Raw genomic sequence first — 19199 nt, 5'->3', positions numbered from 1 at the left:
GCGCCGATGCGCTCGCCCTTTGCCCGTGACACCGCAAAACGTGCGGCTGACCTGCGTCAGGCCGGTGAAGCTGCGGCTGCGCCGTTTGGCGAGCTGGTCGCCGAAGCCGAGCGGATCGCATCCAGCGTCGTCATGGGCGTCCATGGACAGCGCAAGCGCGGGACCGGCGAAACCTTCTGGGAATATCGCCACCACCGCGCCGAAGATGGGGCGCAGGCGGTGGACTGGCGCATGTCGGCCAAGTCCTCGGAGCTTTATGTCCGCGAGAACGAGCAGGAAGCGGCCAATACGGTCTGGCTGTGGCGCGATGGGTCCTCCACGATGGATTTCGGATCATCGCGCGATCTGCCGCGGAAGAAAGACCGGGCCGCCGTGTGCATGATCGCCATGGCGGCGCTGCTGTCTCGCGGCGGCGAACGTATTGCCGCGCTGGGCGAAAGCGCGCGCGCCCGGGGCGGTGAAATGGGGCTGGAGCGAACATCAATCCGCCTCGGCACCGGGCCGGGCAGTTTGTCGTCGGTTGAATCTGCCCCCATTGGCCGATATGGGCGCGTCGTGCTGGCCAGTGATTTTCTCGATCCCGTCGAAACCTGGCGCGCACGCCTGTCACGCTATGCGGCCCTGCAAGCGGGCGGGGCGATGCTACGCATCATCGATCCGATGGAGGAAGATTTTCCGTTCAAGGGCCGCACCCGTTTTGAATCCACGGATGATAGCGAGAGCTTGCTCTTTGGCCGCGCCGAGGAGGCCCGCAAAGCCTATCGCGCGCGCTGGCAGGAGCATGGCGACCGGCTGGCTGATCTGGCGCGCTCCTATGGCTGGACGCTGGTCACCCACCGCACCGACCGTCCGGCGACACAAGCCGTACTGGCGCTCTATCGCGCGCTGGCAAGGGAAATCTAGATGTTTGCACTCGGTCCCCTCGCCTTTGCCGCGCCGCTGGCCCTGATCGGCCTTCTGACGCTGCCGATTCTCTGGCGGCTGCTGCGCGCCACACCGCCCCCGCCGCGCCGGGCGATTTTTCCACCTTTGCGCCTGTTGAAAGACGCGCCGGACGATGCCGAAACCCCGCATCATGCGCCCTGGTGGCTGATCGTTTTCCGCCTGCTACTGGCCGCGCTCGTGATCATCGCGCTGGCCCGTCCGGTCTGGCAGCCGGCAGCTGACGTGGAAACCGACCGTCCGCTGCTTCTGGTCGTGGACAATGGCTGGGCGTCGGCGCCGGCCTGGCGCGACATGGTGCGCGAGGCCAATTACCGGCTGGATCTGGCGGAAGAAAACGGCCGCACAGCGGCGATTGTCTTTACCGCCGATGCCTCGCCGGATGCCGAGCTGGTCTTGAGCGATCCCGATGCTGCGCGCCGCCATCTTGAAGGTGTGGACGTAGAGGCATGGCCGCCCAATCGTGAACTGACGGCCGGACGCATTGATGCAGCGGTTGATGCCGGCGGGCTGTCGGACAATCTGCAGATTGTCTGGATTACTGATGGCATCGACACTGCGGGCTCAGCCAGCCTTGCCCGTATTCTGGATCCACTGGGACAGGTCACCGCTATTCTGCCGGGCCCCGGCCGCTCCCCGGTCGCGCTGGGCGCGCCGATTGCCACGCCCAACGGTTTTGCCGTGGACGTGATGCGCATTGATGCCGACCTGCCACGCACCGTATCTCTCGTCGCCACCGCCGGCGATGGCCGGGCCGTTGCCCGCACCAGCGTTGAAATGGAGGCCAGCGTCACCCGGGCCCGCGCCGATATCGAATTGCCACTGGATTTGCGCAATCGTGTGGCCGCGATCCGCATCGAGGGGCAGGTCTCTGCCGGTGGAACCCAGTTGACCGATGATGCCTGGCGCCGTCCGCGCGTCGGCGTCATTGATGCGGCCAGCGAAGATGGCCAACCGCTCCTGTCCGACCTGCACTATATCATGCGCGCGATAGAACCCTTTACCGAAGCGCGCCGCGATGACCTTGACGGTCTGCTCGCCAACAATGTTTCAGCCCTGATCATGGTCGATGCGGCCCGCACGGATGATGCGCGTGTGCTCGACTTTGTAAATTCGGGCGGATTGCTGATCCGCTTCGCCGGGCCGCGCCTGGCCGCCCGGCCCGATGATTTGCTGCCGGTCCAGCTGCGTCAGGGCGGCCGCAATTTCGGCAGCGCCCTGTCATGGGAAGAACCGCAATCGCTCGCGCCCTTTGCGGCGGATTCGCCCTTTGCCGGTCTGACCGTCCCGCCCGAAGCCACCGTCTCCAGCCAGGTCCTGGCCGAGCCGGGCACCGCGTCGGCAGATCGTGTCTGGGCGAGGCTGGAAGACGGCACACCGCTGGTCACCGCCATGCGTCAGGGTGAAGGCTGGGTCGTTCTGTTCCATGTCACGGCGGGGCCGGAATGGTCGGATCTGCCACTGACAGGGCTCTTCCCCCGTATGCTGCGGCGGATATCCGCGCTGGCGCAGGGCGGATCAGCGACGCCGTCGGGCAGTGGTGCCTATGTCATCGACCGCGCTCTGGATGGCGAAGGCCGCCTGTCCAACCCGCCCGTCTCCGCGCGCCCGGTCCCCGCGCAAAGCTGGACGGATACGCGCGCCAGTGCCGTCACACCGCCCGGCATTTACCGTCTGGGCGCGGCCAGTGCCGCGCTGAATGTGCTGCGCGCCGGAGATGACATTACGGCCTTGCCGCGATCTTTGCCCGGCGTGACCTTCGCCAATCTGGAGGCCCCTGCCGAACGCCGCTTTGCCGGCCCCTTGCTGGCGCTGGCGCTTTTCCTGCTAGCGATTGATGCGGTTATCGGCCTCGCCCTGGCCGGACGTTTGCCCCGTTTGCGTCTGCCGCGCCGCGGCGGCGCTGTCGCCGCGCTGATCGCCGTACTGGGCCTTGCCTGGTTCATGCCACAGGCCAATGCGCAAGAGGCGGTATATCTCGACAGTTTTGAAATGGATGCCGCGCTCGATCTGCGCTTTGCCTACGTCATCACCGGCAATCGCGACGTTGATGCCCGCAGCCGCGCGGGTCTGTTCGGCATCAGCCGTGAGATCACCCGCCGTAGTGCGATGGAGCCGCAGGAACCGATGGCGGTGAATGTGGAGGAAAACGAGCTGGTTTTCTTCCCGGTGATCTACTGGCCGGTCTTGCAGAATTCTCCACCCTTGTCCGACGAGGCGGCCGCACGGGTCTCGCGCTATATCCAGTCCGGCGGTCTGATCATTTTCGATACGCAGGATGCCGACATTGCCGCCACCCGCGCCGGTGCGCCGCATGCCGGCCTTGCGCGTCTGCTGGAGGCCGTCGACGTTCCGGCTCTGGCCCGCATTGATCCGGATCATGTTCTGACGCGGTCCTTTTATCTGTTGCAGGACTTTCCCGGCCGTATCAGTGGCGGCCCGGTCTGGGTCGAAGCAGACCCCGACGGCGCTTCGCGGGATGGTGCTTCGGGCGTGGTGATCGGATCGAATGACTGGGCCTCCGCCTGGGCCACCGACGCCACAGGCCAGACGCTCTATCCCGTTGAAGGCGGGGAGCGCGAACGCGAAATGGCGCGGCGCTTCGGCATGAATCTCGCCATGTATGCGCTGACCGGCAATTACAAGGCAGATCAGGTCCATATCCCGGCGCTGCTGGAAAGGCTGGGCCAATGAGTGTCGCGGCCACCACGCTCGACTTTGCGCCCCTGATTCCGGTCTGGGCGATTGGCTCGCTGGCGGCATTTGCGCTGGTCATTACCGGTGTGGGAGCGATCCGCCGCCTGAATGGCTGGTTGTGGCGTAGCCTCTCTGTTCTGCTGATCTCGGCGGTTCTGATGAATCCGTCGCTCGTCGAGGAAGAACGTGAAGCCTTGCCCGATATCGCGCTGGCCATCATTGACCGCTCGGATTCCATGGATATTCCCGGCCGCCGTGAAGCGGCCGATGCCGCTCTTGCCGATCTGAGAGCGCGCGCGGAAGCCGATCCGGAACTGGATCTGGTCGAGGCGGAAATCGGCAATGACGAGAACGGCACACTGGCGCTGGACGCCATGCAAGCCGCCCTCGCCGGTATTCCGCGCGATCGTCTGGCCGGCATTGTCATGGCCTCGGACGGGCGGGTTCACGATATGCCCGAGGACGCCGGCGCGCTGGATATCGGGGCACCGGTCCATCACCTGCTGACCGGCGATCCGGATAGCGGCGACCGGCGTCTGGTGATTGTCGAAGCGCCCCGCTATGGCCTCGTCAACGCACCGGCCGAATTCGTCATTCGGGTCGAGGATGACGCCATGACCGGCACGGCGACGCTGACCTTCCGCGTCGATGGCGGCGAGCCGCAGACAGCGCGCATCACCATCGGCACGGATACGACCGTTACAGCTCCGATCGAGCATCGGGGTGCGAATGTCATCGAGATCGAGGTCGAGCCAGGGCGCGAAGAGCTCTCGCTGATCAATAACCGCGCGGCGGTTTCTGTCACCGGCGTGCGCGACCGGTTGCGTGTTCTGCTAGTGACCGGCGAGCCGCATAATGGCGCCCGCACCTGGCGCGATCTCCTGAAATCCGATCCGTCGGTCGATCTGGTGCATTTCACCATTCTGCGCCCGCCCGAAGCGGTGGATTCAACACCCGTCGATGAATTATCCCTGATCCCCTTCCCGACCCGCGAATTGTTCGAGGAGCGTCTGGAAGAGTTTGATCTGGTGATTTTCGACCGCTATCGCCGCCGCCAGCTCATGCCGCCGCTCTATTTCGACTATATCGCGCGATATGTGGATAATGGCGGGGCCTTGCTGGTCACCGCCGGCCCGCCGTTCGGACAGGCGACCTCCATCTATCGCTCGCCGCTGGCGGCCGTCCTGCCGGCGCGCCCGACCGGCGTGATTGCCACCGGTGCCTATCGTCCGGAAATCACCGAACAGGGTGCCCGTCACCCGGTAACCGCGAATCTGGCACCTGCCGAAGGCGAAGATCCGTGGGGCGAATGGTTCCGCCGGATTGATGCCTCGGTGCTGGGCGGTGAAACCCTGTTGCAAGCGCCTGATGGCGGGCCATTGCTGGTGCTGGCCCGCGCCGGTCAGGGCCGCACCGCCATCCTTTTGTCGGACCAGAGCTGGCTCTGGGCGCGCGGCTATCAGGGCGGTGGTCCGCATGGCGAAATGTTCCGCCGCGTCGCCCACTGGCTGATGGGCGAGCCGGAGCTGGACGAAGAGCGTCTGTCCGCAAGTGCCTTCAATGGCCAGCTTGTCGCGGATCGCACCACTTTGGCCGATGCACCGCCGCCGCTGGAACTGGAATGGCCCTCTGGCCGCACCGAGACGCTGGACATGGCCTCTGCCGGAGAGCCGGGACGGTTTACCGCGACCACCGAAGCCAATGAGCAATCCGGTCTGGTGCGGTTGCGCTCGGGCGAACTGACCGCTGTGGCGGCCCTTGGCCCACTGAACCCGCTGGAATACGCCAATCTGCGGCCGACGCGTGAAGTGCTTCAACCGCTGGTCCGGGCAACAGGCGGTGGCAGCTATACGCTGGGCACCGGCGAACAGCCGGACTTGCCGGGGATGCGGCGGGTACGGGCCGGCACGGATGCCGCCGGACGCAACTGGTACGGGTTGCAACGCAATGAGCGCTACATTGTACGCGGAGCGGAACGCACCCCGCTTCTGCCTGCTTTGCCCATTCTGCTGCTGATAATAGCGGCTCTGGGCTGGGGTTGGCGGCGCGAAGGTCAATAGCCACTCGACGTTGCCCCTGCTTCCGGCCTATCTTTCTGATTCATGGCCACCAATCCGCCCCCGACGATCGAAACACCCGATCTTGAAGAACTCGCCGATCCGGAGATCTGGCTGAGCCGGCTGGAATCGGTGTGGGAATGGCTGCGTTCGGAAATGGTCAGCATCGCCTTTGGCGTGCAGGCGGGCGCGATCGTTATCGGCATCCTCCTGGCCTTTGCCCTGCGCAAGCCGGTCGGAAATCTGCTGCAACGCCTGTTCAGCCTCGGCTTTCTCCGCCGTGTGCGGGCTGATGCCGTCCGGCTGTTGGCGCCGGTCCTCGGGCCTGCGCTGAGCTGGGTCTTCCTGTCGGCGGTCCTGTTCACCCTGCAACAGCTGGAAATGGAAATATTCTGGGTCCGGCTGGCGGCCAATCTGGTCGGCGCATGGGCGGTGATCCGCCTGCTGACCGGCTTTATCGCCGAGCCCTTCTGGTCGCGCACCGCAGCGATCATGAGCTGGACCATTGCCGCCATGAATATCCTCGGCTGGCTGGGGCCAACGACCGGATTCCTGGATTCCCTGGGCGTCGGTGTCGGCGGCGGCCGCGTCTCGATCATGTCGGCGATTCAGGCGCTCGTCCTGCTGGTCATTCTGTACTGGCTGGCCTCGCGCATGGCCGCCATCCTGTCGGCGCGGATCAACAAACTGCCGAGCCTGAATCCGTCAGCGCGCCTGCTGATCGGCAAGTCGGTTCAGGTCACGCTGCTGGCGACCGCCATTCTGCTGGCCCTGTCGAGCCTCGGCATTCCGCTGGGCGCGCTGGCCATCTTCTCCGGTGCGGTCGGCCTGGGTATCGGCTTCGGCCTGCAGAAGATTTTCTCCAATCTGGTGTCCGGCGTCATTCTTCTGCTGGACCGGTCGATCAAACCCGGCGATGTCATCACGCTGGAAGAGACCTATGGCCGCGTGAATTCACTGGGCATGCGCTTTGCCTCGGTGATCACGCGCGACGGCATGGAACACCTGATTCCGAACGAGGAATTTATCACCACCAAGGTGATCAACTGGTCTTTCTCCGACCATGCTGTGCGGATCAAACGGATGATCGGCGTTGACTATACGACCGACCTGCCCACGGCGATGGAGCTGGCGGTCGAGGCCTCGAAGACGGTGCCCCGCGTGCTCAATTCACCAGCGCCCAAATGCCTGTTACGCGGTTTCGGCGATAATTCCATCGATCTGGAAATCCGCTTCTGGATCGCCGATCCCGGTCAGGGGGTGAATAATGTGTCGAGCGAGGTGTTGCTGGCGATCTGGAAAGCCTTCACCGAAAATGGCGTGAACTTCCCCTTCCCGCAGCGCGATATCCACTTCAAGGGCGGCGATCCGGTCTCTGTGCGTATTCAGCGCGACTGACGTTGATTGCGTCCGGTTTGGAAACTATAAGCCGCCAATCGCGGTGTTTATCGCGCAGCGGTGCCGCCTTATCTCCGCCTCCAACAACAATACGCCATGGAGGTCTTCATGATTGATGTCCGCACATTTGCCAGCCTCGGCCGGTTCCAGATCGACTGGCTGAATGCCCGGCACCATTTCAGTTTCGGCCATTATCACGAACCGTCCCGCATGGGCTGGGGCGCACTTCGGGTCTGGAATGATGATGAAATTCAGCCGAAAACCGGCTTTCCGCCTCACCCCCATGCCGACATGGAAATTATCACCTATGTCCGGGATGGCGCGATCACGCATGAGGACAGCCTCGGCAATAAGGGGCGTACCGTGGCCGGCGACGTGCAGGTCATGTCAGCGGGCTCGGGTATCCGCCACGCGGAGTATAACCGGGAAGACGAGCTGACGCGGATCTTCCAGATCTGGATTGTTCCGGAGACAAGCGGCGGTACGCCGCGCTGGGATGCGATGAGCTTTCCGAAAGCCGATCGCGCAGGCGAGTTGGTGATGCTGGCGTCCGGCGATCCTGAAACGGACGGCGGGCTGATGATCCGGGCCGATGCCCGGGTGATGGGGGCCACGCTGGAGGCGGGCCAGTCAGTGACCTATTCACCGAAAGCCGGGCGCCATCAATACCTTGCAACGACCAAGGGCGTGGTCGCGGTTAACGGAGAACGGGTCAGTGCGCGCGATGGCGCGGCGATCACCGATGTGGACAAGATCACGTTGACGGCCCTTGAAGATGCCGAACTGGTGCTGACTGACACGCGCTGATGCATCTTCACCCTTTATGAATCCCTGCCGGGCGATCATGATGGCCTCATGAAATGGAGTGTCTCATGACCGCTCGGCGTCTTCTTGTTCTTCTTTCTGTCGTAATGGCGGCTCCGGCCCTGTCGGGATGTCTTGTCATCGGCGCGACATCCATGGTGGCCGAGACCGCGGTCCGGACCACCGGCACGGTTCTGGAAACCGCCGGCAATGTCGGTGGCGCCGTTGTCCGCACCGCCATCCCCGGCGACGGCGAGGATGACGATGATGATCACGACCATGATCACGATCACGAGTAGTTCCTGACAGAGCCTGTTTTCTCTGCTATGTATGGCAGTAAGGGGACAGGCCGACCATCAGGAGACTTACCATGCGTTATCTCATTTCGGCTCTGACCGCGGTGCTGTTTGCAGCACCCGTCTTCGCTCAGGGTATTACCAGCAGCTATGCCGCCACGCCGACCGGGCCGGTCGGTCTTGCGGAGATCACCATTGGCGAGACGCTCGCAGCCAAGGGCGACGAATACGGCGAGCGCGAATTTGATCGTCTGATCCGCACGCTGACCGCAGACCTCGAACGCGAATTGCGCGAAGTCTCGCTGTTGGCTGACGGCGAGGCCGGCGCCACGCTTCACGTCGTGATCGAGGATGCAACGCCGAACCGGCCGACCTTCGCCCAGCAGGGCGGAACACCCGGTCTCAGCTTCGAGAGCTATGGCCGCGGCGGGGCACATGTCATGGCCGAACTGCGCGCTGCGGACGGCTCGCTGGTGGCGACCTATGACTACAGCTGGACGACGCCCAGCATTCGCGATGCGCAATATGCCAGCGTCTGGACCGACACCAACCGGACATTCGACCGCTTCTCCTCGCGGCTGGCAGCCAGCCTCCGGGATGCGGTAAATTCCGGCTCATAGGCTCCGCTCAGGGCGCGCCGATCCATTTGTGGGTCTGGAGGCTCAAGGACCATTTGGGATGCGCCAGGCAGTATTCAAATGCCGCCTGGGCGTTTTCCATCTGGTTCGGCCCATCCATGGGCTGCAGTGAAAAGCGCTTGAAATCGAGATCTTCAAACCGGGTCGGGTCGACACCCGGCTGAGGAAAGACCAGTTTCAGTTCCTCGCCTGTCGTCTGGACAATCTCTGTCTGCGCCTTGGGACTGACGGTCAGCCAGTCAATACCGTCCGGCGCTTTCAGCGTGCCATTGCTTTCCACGGCGATCTCGAAGCCGGCAGACTTGAAGGCCGCAATGAGCTCCGCGTCGAGCTGCAGCAGCGGCTCCCCGCCCGTGCACACGACCAGCGGCGTGCCGCCGCCCGGCCACTGACCGGCGACGGCCTGTGCGAGCGCTTCGGCGGTCCTGAACTTGCCGCCGCCGGGGCCGTCCGTTCCGATAAAATCGGTATCACAGAAATTGCAGATCGCGCTGACACGGTCGCGCTCCAGCCCGGACCAGAGATTACAACCGGCAAAGCGGCAGAAGACAGCCGGCCGGCCGGCCTGTCCGCCTTCGCCCTGGACAGTCAGGAAGATTTCCTTGACGGAGTAGGTCATGCGTCGGCCTGCCAGTCCTGCCAACCGCGCGCGCGCAATTCGCACGCCGGGCACACACCGCAGCCATAACCCCAGTCATGGCGCTGCGAGCGATCACCCAGATAGCAGGTATGCGTGTCCTCCACGATCATTCCGACAAGATCATCCCCGCCCAGATCATGGGCCAGCTTCCAGGTCTGCCCCTTGGTCAGGAACATCAGCGGTGTCTCGATGGGCATGGCCCAATCCAGCCCGAGCGAGATCATGGTCTGGGCGGCGTCCAGCGTATCGCGGCGACAATCCGGATAACCAGAATAATCGGTTTCGCACATGCCGCCGACGAGATCGCGTAGCCCGCGCCTGAACGCCAGAGCCGAGGCAACCGTCAGAAAGACCAGATTGCGACCCGGCACGAAAGTGGATGGCAGGCCGCCCTCTTTCCATTCGATTTCCATTTCCGCCGTCAGCGCGCTTTCGGCGAGGGCGCCATAGCCGGTCAAATCCACCATCTGGTCCGGCCCGAGACGCGCCGCCCATTCCGCATTGAGGCCGGACAGTGCCTTTCGGACGTGCAGGCGGGCCTGCAATTCGACGTCATGGCGCTGGCCATAATCAAAGCCGACCGTTTCCACACGCGGATACTGCTCCAGCGCCCAGGCGAGCGCAGTGGCCGAATCCTGTCCCCCGGAAAAGAGAACCAGTGCGGAAGGTGTGCGGTCAGACTTCATAGCCGGGCCTTATAAGGCTAAAATCCCCGACATGTCAGATGTCAGCCTCATCTATACCACATGGCCGGACGAAAAGAGCGCCCGGCAGGCCGCCGCAAAGCTGCTGGAAGCGCGGATGATTGCCTGCGCCAACCTTCTGCCCGGCGGCACCTCCTTCTTCCAGTGGCAGGGGAGGGTGCAGGCAGAGACCGAATGGGTGATGATCCTGAAAACGGCGCGCGGCGCGGCCTGCGCGGAGGCGGTCAAGGCGCTGCATCCCTATGAGGAACCCGCCATCCTGGAATGGCTGGTGGAACCGGACGGCAGTTCGGCGGGATTTCTGGACTGGGTGCGCGCGGAAACCTTGCGTTAAGGCGCGTTACACTTTGGCGAATTTTATGTGAAACCACTGTCCTATTAAGCGGATAGGAAATAATCGCGACCCATTTTGACGGCACCTGATCACCGGAGCCTGTAAATGAGCCGCCTTGTCCGACATCTCAGTGAACCCATTGCGCCCATCACCGCCGCGACCAGGGGCGAAGTCGTCTACGAGATGTTCGGCGATGACGATGATCTGCTGGCTTTGCCTATCGTCGATGGCGACCGCCCGATCGGACTGATCCCGAGAGATGCCTTTTTTCTGAAAATGGCAGACCGGCACGGCCGGGCGCTCTTTGCCAAACGCCCCGTCAGCTTTCTGATGGACAAGGATCCGCTGATTGTCGAGGAAATGACCCCGGTCAGCGATCTCAATCGCCTGATCGTCACCAAGCGGCCGGGCGCCTTGATGGACGGCTTCGTCATCACGCGCAACGGTGCATATCGCGGGATCGGCACCGGTCTCGCCCTTTTTACCGCGGTGACGGAAGAGAGCGAGGAACGCAACCGGAAGCTCTCCGCGCTGGCAACACAATTGAGCCATTCCCGCCTGCAAGCCTTGTCGGCCGCCCAGGTCAAATCGGATTTTCTGGCAACCATGAGCCATGAAATTCGCACGCCGCTGAACGGTGTCCTGGGGATCAGCCAGTTGCTTCTGGAGACCGACCTCATGGCCGATCAGGAGAAGCTGGCCAGAACCATCGTCGATTCCGGCGAGATTCTGCTGCGTATCCTGAATGATGTGCTGGATTTCTCCAAGCTCGAAGCCGGCAAGCTGGACATCGAACCGGAGACGTTCGCCCTGTCCAGGCTCGCAGACGAAGCGCGAAACCTGTGGAGCGTCCGGGCCGGAGAGAAGTCCCTAGATTACAATGTGACCTGCGAGGGCGGCGATGATCAGATGATCTTTGGCGACCGCGTCCGCATCGAACAGGTCCTGTTCAACCTGATCGGAAACGCGATCAAATTTACCGATCAGGGCGCGGTGAATGTTACGCTTTCGATATCCACGGCCACCGGTGGACGCCTTCTCCTGCGCGCCGATGTCCGCGATACCGGTTGCGGCATTCCGCAGACCGCACAATCGCGCATGTTCGAGCAATTCAGCCAGGCCGATGTCAGCACAACGCGTAAACACGGCGGGACAGGATTGGGTCTCGCCATCTCCCGGCGCATCATAGAGATGCTTGGCGGCACGATCGGTTTCGAGAGTGAGGAAAACAAGGGCGCGCATTTCTGGTTCGAAGTGGCGCTGGGCGCGGTAAGCCGCTCTCCCGAATTGCCTGCCGCGAGCGCCGCGACGGATGCATCACCGACCCCGGCACCGCTGCGAGTCCTCGTGGCGGAAGACAATATCGTCAACCAGCAGGCAATTGTCGGCCTGCTTCGCTTGCGCGGGATCAACGCAGATGTTGTCGGCGATGGCCAGGAAGCGCTGGAGGCCGTTCAAAACCGCACCTACAATCTGGTATTCATGGATATGCAAATGCCGGTAATGGACGGGCTTCAGGCCACACGGGCCATCCGCGATCTGCCATCCACGGCGGCCATGACACCCATCATAGCCCTGACCGCCAATGCCCGCCGGGAAGACGAAGCGCAATGCCTGGCGGCCGGTATGAATCTTCACCTCGCCAAGCCGGTGAAAAAGGAAACTCTTTTTGCTGCCATCGACAGGTTGGCGAGCGGTCAGCAATCGTCGGAACCTCTGGCTCGAACTGCCTGATGTCCGGGGAATAAACCGCCTGTATCAGGCTGTCTGTATGGCGTGCGATTGATAGGCGGTGTCAGATAAGCGGCCCCGAAGCACGGCGTCGACTAGCCGGTTCTGGCCATCGGCGCGTCGGATCCATCGCTGATCACCGATGCGATGGTGTCGAACAGCCGCTGCGTGTCGATGGGTTTGGAGATAAACCCGTCCATGCCGGCGGCCAGACACTGGGCCTCGTCTTCGCGCCGGGCATTGGCCGTGAGGGCTATGATCGGCGTCATGGCCGCCGTGGATGGCAGATCGCGGATGGCCCGTGTGGCCTGAAGCCCGTCCATTACCGGCATGCGCATATCCATCAGGATCAGATCGAACGCCTTGTTGGTCGCCGCTTCGACGGCCTGTTCGCCGTTCTCGGCGAATTCCACGGACCAGCCTTTCGCGACCAGGAATCCCTCGATGACGGTGCGGTTGATCGCATTGTCTTCGGCGGCCAGAACACGCAAGGGTCGGCTGGGCAGGCCATTGCCCGCGGCCGGCGGCGCGAAGGCCGGGGCTGAGGGAGAATCCTCGATCGCGGTCCTTGTCCCGGCATCCGCACCAATCTTGTCTTCACGCCGCGCGAGGCTGGGCAATTGAGCGGAGAACCAGAAATGCGATCCGCCTTCCTTGCGGCGCTGATAGCCGACTTCGCCGTCCATCATCTCGGCGAGATGTCGGGCGATTGTCAGACCGGTCGATGTGCCATCCATGACGCGAATGCCATCCGCATCGGACTCGAAGAAATTCTTGAACAGGCGGCCTTCGGCCTCGCGCGGGACACCGCGGCCGGTATCCTCGACATCGGCTCTGAGACACGCCTTGCCGGATTGGGCGTCGACGCCGAGGCGGACCTCGATCCGGCCATTGGCCGTATAGCGCATGGCATTGCGGATATAGGTAAAAAGCATCTGCTTCAGGCGCGCGGAATCGCCGGCCAGAACCAGCTGGGCATCGCCTGACACCGAAACATCAAGCTGCAGACCCTTGGCCCTGGCCTTGGGTTCCCACAGCATGCGGGTATCGCGGGCCAGACGTTCGGCTGTGATTTCGCCGGGCATCAGATTCAGCTGCCCGGATTCGATGATCGAAACATCCCGCAGATCACCGACAAAGCGCATCAACATTTCGCTGGCATCAAATATCTGGCGGTTCTTCTTTCGCGTATCCGCGTCCAGCGTTTCGTCCTCGGCGAGTCGGCGCGAAACGCCGATTATACCCGCCAGCGGATTCTTGATGTCATGGCTGACGCTTGCCAGGAAAGCGGATTTGGCACGGGTTGCGTCCTCGCCCCGGCGGGCCGTCTGTTCATGCCGGCGCGCGAGTTCACGCAATGCCTTGGCCTGGGTTTCGACACGCATCTTGGCGCCTTCAAGAGAGGCGTTAGCTTCGAAAACTTCTTTAAGGGTTGCCCGGTAACGGGACGAAAGCTGTATTGTAACAAAAAGATAGAGGCCCAGCATGGCGGCCATGCCATAGGATTCAGGGCGGCCCAGGATGACCAGATACGCCATCATCAAACCGATCGCGGGTACATTATAGGCGAGAACGCCGACCGGGCGCGTAGCCGACGACAAGGCGGCTCCTGCCGTCATGCCGGATACGATGAAGGCCGCAGCAAAGTGCGCAATGACGATCTGATCTATCGGCAACAGGAACATCGACACGCCCCAGATCGCACCCGATAAAGTCGTCAGCGCAATGAATATTTTGTCCAGCACTGGCGGCAAATTGCCGCCGCGCTTAAGCGCCAGCCGGGCGAGCGCCATACGGCCGGTGGCGAAACTTGCCCCCGCTGCAAACCAGATCGCGACATGAAGAACGGGCACTGCGGTCAGCAGCATGGCGCCCAGAAAAAGCCCGCTGACAATGTTCAGCGGAACGGAGGACATCCCGCTGCGGAAGTAGATCTCCATGCGTGCACGGTCGATCTCTTCCAGCGCGCCTTCGGTGATGACGCGGCGCTTGGAAGCCAACTCTTCGGCTTTCTGTTCTGCCTTGCCTTTAAACTTCAATCCAAACACGTCTGGCCCCGCCCTTCGCAAAAGCGAATCACTCGCTTTCAGAAGGGCATGGACATGGTGGCCAGAAGGTTAATGCGGCTGGGTTTCCGTAAACGGGGCTGACAGGGATTTGCAGTCAGCCCCGAAAGCAGGTCAGGCCTTTTTGGCCAGAAGATCGCGAATCTCGGTCAGGAGCACTTCCTCCTTCGAAGGGGCCGGCGGTGCGGCTGGCGCTTCCTCTTCCTTCTTTTTCATCGAATTCATGCCCTTGATGATCAGGAAGAGCGCGAAGGCGAGAATGACGAAGGCGATGACATTATTGATAAACATGCCGTAATTGATGGTCGCGGCACCGGCCTCCTGCGCGGCGGCCAGGGTTTCGTATTCGGCATCGCCCAGCGTGATGAAGAGGTTGGTGAAATCCACCCCGCCCAACACCAGACCGAGCGGCGGCATCAGAATGTCATTCACCAATGACCGGACGATGGTCGAAAACGCGCCACCGAGAATGAAGCCGACCGCGAGATCGACCACATTGCCACGCATGGCAAAATCCCTGAATTCCTTGAACATATGCGACTCCCCTGTTTGTTACGAATCTGTAACACCGGGGCGGGAGGCTGTCATTCGGAATGTTGGATGAAAGGAAAGTGGTAGCGGAGGAGAGACTTGAACTCCCGACACGCGGATTATGATTCCGCTGCTCTAACCAGCTGAGCTACTCCGCCACACATCGCATTCTGCCCGTTGAGGCGTGCCGTGCGAGGGAGGCGATATACTGTGCTCATCCCGCCGGTGCAAGCACCCGGATTCACCCGATCGCCGGGTTTTGCATGGCGGGCGCGCAATCGCCTGCCTATGTTGGGACGCTGTATGAGGGATTCGGAGGGAATATGGGCCTGATCGATGATGAAATCGCGCCGCGACGCATCCTGATACTGGCGGCCCACCCTGCCCCGCGGCGCTCTGTTGCCGGCAAGGCGCTCCGTGCTGCGGCGCGGGAGGTTGAGGGCGTGACCTTTGCCGATCTCTATGCCGAATATCCGCGCGGCGATATTCATGCGGATACCGAACAGGCGCGCGCAGCGGCCCATGACGTCATCATCTTCCTGCACCCCTTCTACTGGTATTCCACACCCGCCATTCTGAAAGACTGGCAGGACATTGTGCTGGAGCACGGCTGGGCGTTCGGCAGCACCGGAAAGGCGCTGACCGGGAAAATCTTTTTCTCCGCCCTGACCGCCGGGAACCCGGAAGAGAGCTATGCGGATGACGGCTATAACCGTTTCACCGTGCGGCAGATGCTGACGCCGCTGGAACAGACGGCGGATTATTGCGGCATGGTCTATCTGCCGCCCTTTGCGTTTTTCCGCGCCGGCCATGCCGGGGAAGACAATCGCCTGAATGAACATGTCGCCGAGTGGAAAGGCCTTCTGGCCGCCTTGCGCGATCACACGCTGGACATCGAGGGCGCCCGGCCCCTGCCGCTCCTGAACGGGCAGCTGACGTCACTGACAGGGGAGGGTTAGGCATGGCCGGATTACTGCTGGATGCCACCATCTATCTGGTCGCCGCCGTCATTCTGGTGCCGATCTGCACCCGCTTCGGCCTCGGCTCCGTGCTCGGCTATCTGATCGCCGGCGTGCTGATCGGACCGGTCCTCGGACTGGTCGGGCAGGAAACGCAGGATTTGCAGCATATCGCCGAGTTCGGCGTGGTGATGATGCTCTTCCTGATCGGGCTGGAGCTCGAGCCTCGTGCCCTGTGGGACATGCGCACACGGCTTCTGGGTCTGGGTGGTTTGCAGGTCGGGCTGACGGCGGCCCTCATCGCGGCGGCGTGCATGGCGATGGGCCTGCAATGGTCCGTCGCGATCGCCATCGGCCTGACCTTTGCGCTCTCTTCCACCGCCATTGTGATGCAATCGCTGGCCGAGAAGAAACTGGACAAGACCGAGGGCGGGCGCGCCAGCTTCTCCATCCTGCTCTTTCAGGACATTGCCGTCATTCCCATGCTGGCCTTCCTGCCGCTTCTGGCCCTGCCGATGGTCATGGGAAGCGGACTGGAAGCCGATATCGCTCACGGAGCTGACGCCGCTCATGGCGCGGTGGATGCGGCGCATGACGGCGATAGCTCCCACGGTCCGAGCCTGAACCTGACCGAAGGCCTGCCGGGCTGGGCCTATGGCCTGACCGTTCTGGCGGCGGTGGGCGTGGTGGTCGGCGGCGGCATGTATCTGACCCGCCCCCTCTTCCGCTTTATCGCGCGCTCCGGCCTGCGCGAAATGTTCACCGCAACGGCGCTCTTCCTCGTGATCGGCATTGCCCTGCTGATGACGCTGGTGGGCCTGTCACCGGCACTCGGCACCTTCCTTGCGGGTGTGGTGCTGGCGAACTCGGAATACCGGCACGAGCTGGAAGCCGATATCGAACCCTTCAAGGGGCTGTTGCTGGGCCTGTTCTTCATCACGGTCGGGGCCGGCATTGATTTTGACGTGCTGACGGCTGACTGGATGCTGATTGGCGGGCTGGTCGCGGCGCTGATCGGGGCCAAGGCAGCGGTGCTGATGGTGCTGGCCTTCGTGTTCAAACTGCGCGGACGCAATCGCTGGCTGATGGCGCTGTCACTGGCGCAGGCCGGTGAGTTCGGCTTCGTCCTGATCAGCTTCAACGTCCAGAACAATGTCATCCCGGCGGATCTGGTGCCGGTCCTGTCGCTGGTCGTGGCGCTTTCCATGCTGGTCACGCCGCTTCTTTTCATCCTTTATGAGCGGGTCTTTCACAACAAATACGCGGAAAGCGAAACCGCGCATGATCCGGACGAAATCGATCAACGCGGCACCACCATCATCGCCGGGCATGGCCGCTTCGGGCAGATCGTGCACCGTGTCCTGCGGGCTTCGGGCTATGAAATCGTGGTGCTGGAGCACAAGAGCGATTTCGTGGACAATATGGCCAAGTTCGGCGTGAAGACCTTCTATGGCGATGCGACCCGGCCGGACCTCTTGCATGCCGCAGGCCTGAAAGACGCAAGGCAGTTTGTGGCCGCCATCGATGACAAGGATCAGATCACCGAGCTGGTCAAACATGTCCGCCGTGAACGGCCGGATATTCATATCGTGGCGCGGGCGATTGATCGTCATCACGTGTATCAACTCTATGCAGCAGGCGCGAATGACATCATTCGTGAAACGTTCGACAGCGCTGTGCGGGCGGCGCGGAGCGCGCTGGAAGGGCTGGGTGAACATCCGTTTGAAGCGGAAAAGGCCGTGCGGTATTTTGTGCGCCATGACCGGGAAACGCTGGTCAAGCTGGCCGCCGCCTGGCGCGAGGGGCAGTCGGTCTTCGAGAACCAGGAATATCTGGACATTGCCCGCCGCCAGAATGAGCTGATGGAACAGACCATGCGCAATGACCGCGAAGTCGGCCGGGACAATGCCATGGAGCGGGCCTGGATGCCGCCCGATATCCGCCCGGAAGAAGAAGTGGACGAGAGCTGATGCAACCTGGCGATATCCGCATCCCTGCCGCCGAGCTGATCAATTTCGGCACCGCGGCCCTGACAAAAGCCGGGGCGCGCGCCAGCGATGCGCGTCTGGTTGCCGATCACCTCGTGATGGCCAATCTGACGGGGCATGACAGTCACGGCATCGGCCTGTTGCCGGCCTATGTGAAGCATGCGGTCGACGGGTTGGTGGACGTCAAGGCGACGCCGGAAATCCTGCACGACAATGGCGCGATCCTGAAAGTCGCCGGTCATGACGCCTGGGGCCGGATGGCCGGCGAATTTGCCATGACGGCAGCGTTTCCAAAGGCCGAAGAACTGGGCGTGTGTGCGGTGACCTTGTCCAATGCGCACCATCTCGGACGCATCGGCGCCTATGGAGAGATGGCGGCCAATGCCGGGTTTTCGGCGATCTTCTTCGTCAATGTCACCGATCACGATCCGATGGTGGCCCCCTATCAGGGCACGGATGCGCGCTTTGGCACCAATCCGGTCTGTATCGCCCTCCCCCCCACCGGCACCAAGCCCGCCTTCCTGCTGGACATGGCGACCAGCCGCATTGCCATGGGCAAGGCGCGCGTCGCCGCCAATAAAGGTCTGCGCGTGCCGTTCGGGGCGATCCTCGATGAAAACGGCCTGCCGACGGATGATCCCTCGGGTTTCAAGGGGTTTGAACAAAAGGGCGCGCTCGCCCCGTTTGGCGATCACAAGGGGTATGGCCTCGCCTTTGCGGCGGAACTCCTCGCCGGGGTCTATTCCGGCGGCGGCACGATCCAGCCCGGAAATGAACGCCGCGGCGGCATTCGTAACCAGATGATCGCCGTCATCATGCAGCCCGATGCCTTTGGCGACGCCGAAACGATGGAGCGCGAGACCGATGCGATGTGGGAGTATGCCCTCGCCTCCCCGCCCGCGGACTGGGACAGCCCGGTCGTGGCCCCCGGTGATCCGGAGCGGTCCTTGCGCGCGCGCCGTTCGTCGGAAGGCGTGCCGATGGATCCCGAGACGCTGAAACAGCTGAATGCGGCCGCTGAGGCGGTGGGAATTGAGGGGCGGCTGGGTTTTTGAGCCCATCACCCAGCGTGCTGATTCCGCAGCATCCCCGGGCACGTCTCAGGACAAATGCCAAATCGCCACCGGGGTCCCCGGACTTGCCCGTCCTCGACCCAGATCGGGGAATCCGGGGATCCATCATTCTGATTAGATGGACCCTCGGGTCGAGCCCGAGGGACGCGGTGTATTTGATGGCGAAAACTGGCGATTCAGCGAAGCGATTGGGTTAGTCGGCACGTTTTCTCCCCCTGCTTGCGGGGGGAGTGCCCCGAAGGGGCGAGGGGGGCGTTGCCCCCTCCGCTCGCTTCGCGACCACCTCTCGTGAAACGGGGGAGGAAAAAGGATGGGCGCGGTTAGCCCCTTCCCTTCCCGGT

General features: G+C 62.7%; 16 protein-coding genes and 1 tRNA gene. 12 read left to right on the top strand and 5 right to left on the bottom strand.

What is annotated here, in order from left to right:
- Positions 1-6: 6 nt before the first annotated feature.
- The 7 genes from HXX25_RS01575 (at position 7) to HXX25_RS01545 (ending at position 8814) form a co-directional block, all read left to right on the top strand.
- Positions 7-903: a DUF58 domain-containing protein gene (locus HXX25_RS01575; RefSeq protein WP_187166791.1), complete on the top strand. Its 897-nt coding sequence runs from the start codon at positions 7-9 to the stop codon at positions 901-903.
- On the top strand, positions 904-3636 hold the full coding sequence (locus tag HXX25_RS01570; RefSeq protein WP_187166790.1) for a DUF4159 domain-containing protein: 2733 nt from the start codon (positions 904-906) through the stop codon (positions 3634-3636). It begins immediately after the preceding gene.
- The gene (locus HXX25_RS01565; protein ID WP_187166789.1) at positions 3633-5699 is read left to right on the top strand and encodes a hypothetical protein; all 2067 of its coding nucleotides are present in this window, start codon (positions 3633-3635) and stop codon (positions 5697-5699) included. Before HXX25_RS01570 ends, HXX25_RS01565 begins: the two co-directional genes overlap by 4 nt.
- Positions 5700-5741: 42 nt before the next feature.
- Positions 5742-7094 (top strand): mechanosensitive ion channel family protein, encoded by a 1353-nt coding sequence (locus HXX25_RS01560; protein WP_187166788.1) that lies wholly within the window; start codon positions 5742-5744, stop codon positions 7092-7094.
- A 108-nt stretch (positions 7095-7202) separates the two neighbouring features.
- Positions 7203-7901: a pirin family protein gene (locus HXX25_RS01555; protein WP_187166787.1), complete on the top strand. Its 699-nt coding sequence runs from the start codon at positions 7203-7205 to the stop codon at positions 7899-7901.
- Positions 7902-7966: 65 nt separating this feature from the next.
- Positions 7967-8197, top strand: a complete 231-nt coding sequence (locus HXX25_RS01550) for a hypothetical protein (protein WP_187166786.1) — start codon at positions 7967-7969, stop codon at positions 8195-8197.
- Positions 8198-8268: 71 nt separating this feature from the next.
- Positions 8269-8814, top strand: a complete 546-nt coding sequence (locus tag HXX25_RS01545) for a hypothetical protein (protein WP_187166785.1) — start codon at positions 8269-8271, stop codon at positions 8812-8814.
- A gap of 7 nt (positions 8815-8821) precedes the next feature.
- Here HXX25_RS01545 and queE read toward each other — a convergent pair whose 3' ends face one another.
- Together queE and queC are read right to left on the bottom strand one after the other, a co-directional pair.
- Positions 8822-9451 (bottom strand): 7-carboxy-7-deazaguanine synthase, encoded by a 630-nt coding sequence (gene queE / locus HXX25_RS01540; protein ID WP_187166784.1) that lies wholly within the window; start codon positions 9449-9451, stop codon positions 8822-8824.
- A complete protein-coding gene (gene queC / locus HXX25_RS01535) occupies positions 9448-10158 on the bottom strand; it encodes a 7-cyano-7-deazaguanine synthase QueC (protein ID WP_187166783.1) in 711 nt (236 codons plus the stop codon). The genes queE and queC overlap by 4 nt, the downstream gene beginning before the upstream one ends.
- Positions 10159-10189: 31 nt before the next feature.
- Here queC and cutA point away from each other — a divergent pair, with 31 nt between their 5' ends.
- Both cutA and HXX25_RS01525 read left to right on the top strand, forming a co-directional pair.
- Positions 10190-10510 carry a divalent-cation tolerance protein CutA gene (gene cutA / locus HXX25_RS01530; RefSeq protein ID WP_187166782.1) on the top strand — a complete coding sequence of 107 codons (321 nt, stop codon included), beginning with the start codon at positions 10190-10192 and terminating at the stop codon, positions 10508-10510.
- 105 nt (positions 10511-10615) lie between these two features.
- Positions 10616-12244, top strand: a complete 1629-nt coding sequence (locus HXX25_RS01525; RefSeq protein WP_187166781.1) for an ATP-binding protein — start codon at positions 10616-10618, stop codon at positions 12242-12244.
- A 92-nt stretch (positions 12245-12336) separates the two neighbouring features.
- On the opposite strand, the gene HXX25_RS01520 is transcribed toward HXX25_RS01525, so the two are convergent.
- The 3 genes from HXX25_RS01520 to HXX25_RS01510 form a co-directional block, all read right to left on the bottom strand.
- Positions 12337-14289, bottom strand: a complete 1953-nt coding sequence (locus HXX25_RS01520; RefSeq protein ID WP_187166780.1) for a response regulator — start codon at positions 14287-14289, stop codon at positions 12337-12339.
- A gap of 132 nt (positions 14290-14421) precedes the next feature.
- Positions 14422-14841, bottom strand: coding sequence for a large conductance mechanosensitive channel protein MscL (gene mscL, locus HXX25_RS01515; RefSeq protein ID WP_187166779.1), 420 nt, complete (start codon positions 14839-14841; stop codon positions 14422-14424).
- A gap of 78 nt (positions 14842-14919) precedes the next feature.
- Positions 14920-14996: transfer RNA gene (locus HXX25_RS01510), tRNA-Met, on the bottom strand.
- Between the two features lie 105 nt (positions 14997-15101).
- Between HXX25_RS01510 and HXX25_RS01505 the strand changes: the two genes are divergently transcribed.
- Genes HXX25_RS01505 through HXX25_RS01495 form a run of 3 tightly spaced genes read left to right on the top strand, consistent with a single transcriptional unit; the run spans position 15102 to position 18840 of the window.
- Positions 15102-15797, top strand: a complete 696-nt coding sequence (locus HXX25_RS01505; protein ID WP_233346779.1) for an NAD(P)H-dependent oxidoreductase — start codon at positions 15102-15104, stop codon at positions 15795-15797.
- Positions 15798-15799: 2 nt separating this feature from the next.
- Positions 15800-17767: a cation:proton antiporter gene (locus tag HXX25_RS01500; protein ID WP_187166778.1), complete on the top strand. Its 1968-nt coding sequence runs from the start codon at positions 15800-15802 to the stop codon at positions 17765-17767.
- On the top strand, positions 17767-18840 hold the full coding sequence (locus tag HXX25_RS01495) for a malate/lactate/ureidoglycolate dehydrogenase (RefSeq protein WP_187166777.1): 1074 nt from the start codon (positions 17767-17769) through the stop codon (positions 18838-18840). Before HXX25_RS01500 ends, HXX25_RS01495 begins: the two co-directional genes overlap by 1 nt.
- The last annotated feature ends 359 nt before the right edge of the window (positions 18841-19199 follow it).

This window comes from Hyphobacterium sp. CCMP332, assembly GCF_014323565.1.
GTDB lineage: Bacteria > Pseudomonadota > Alphaproteobacteria > Caulobacterales > Maricaulaceae > Hyphobacterium.
The sequence above is the reverse complement of the archived record's forward strand: the minus strand, read 5'-3'. Positions and strand labels throughout refer to the sequence as shown.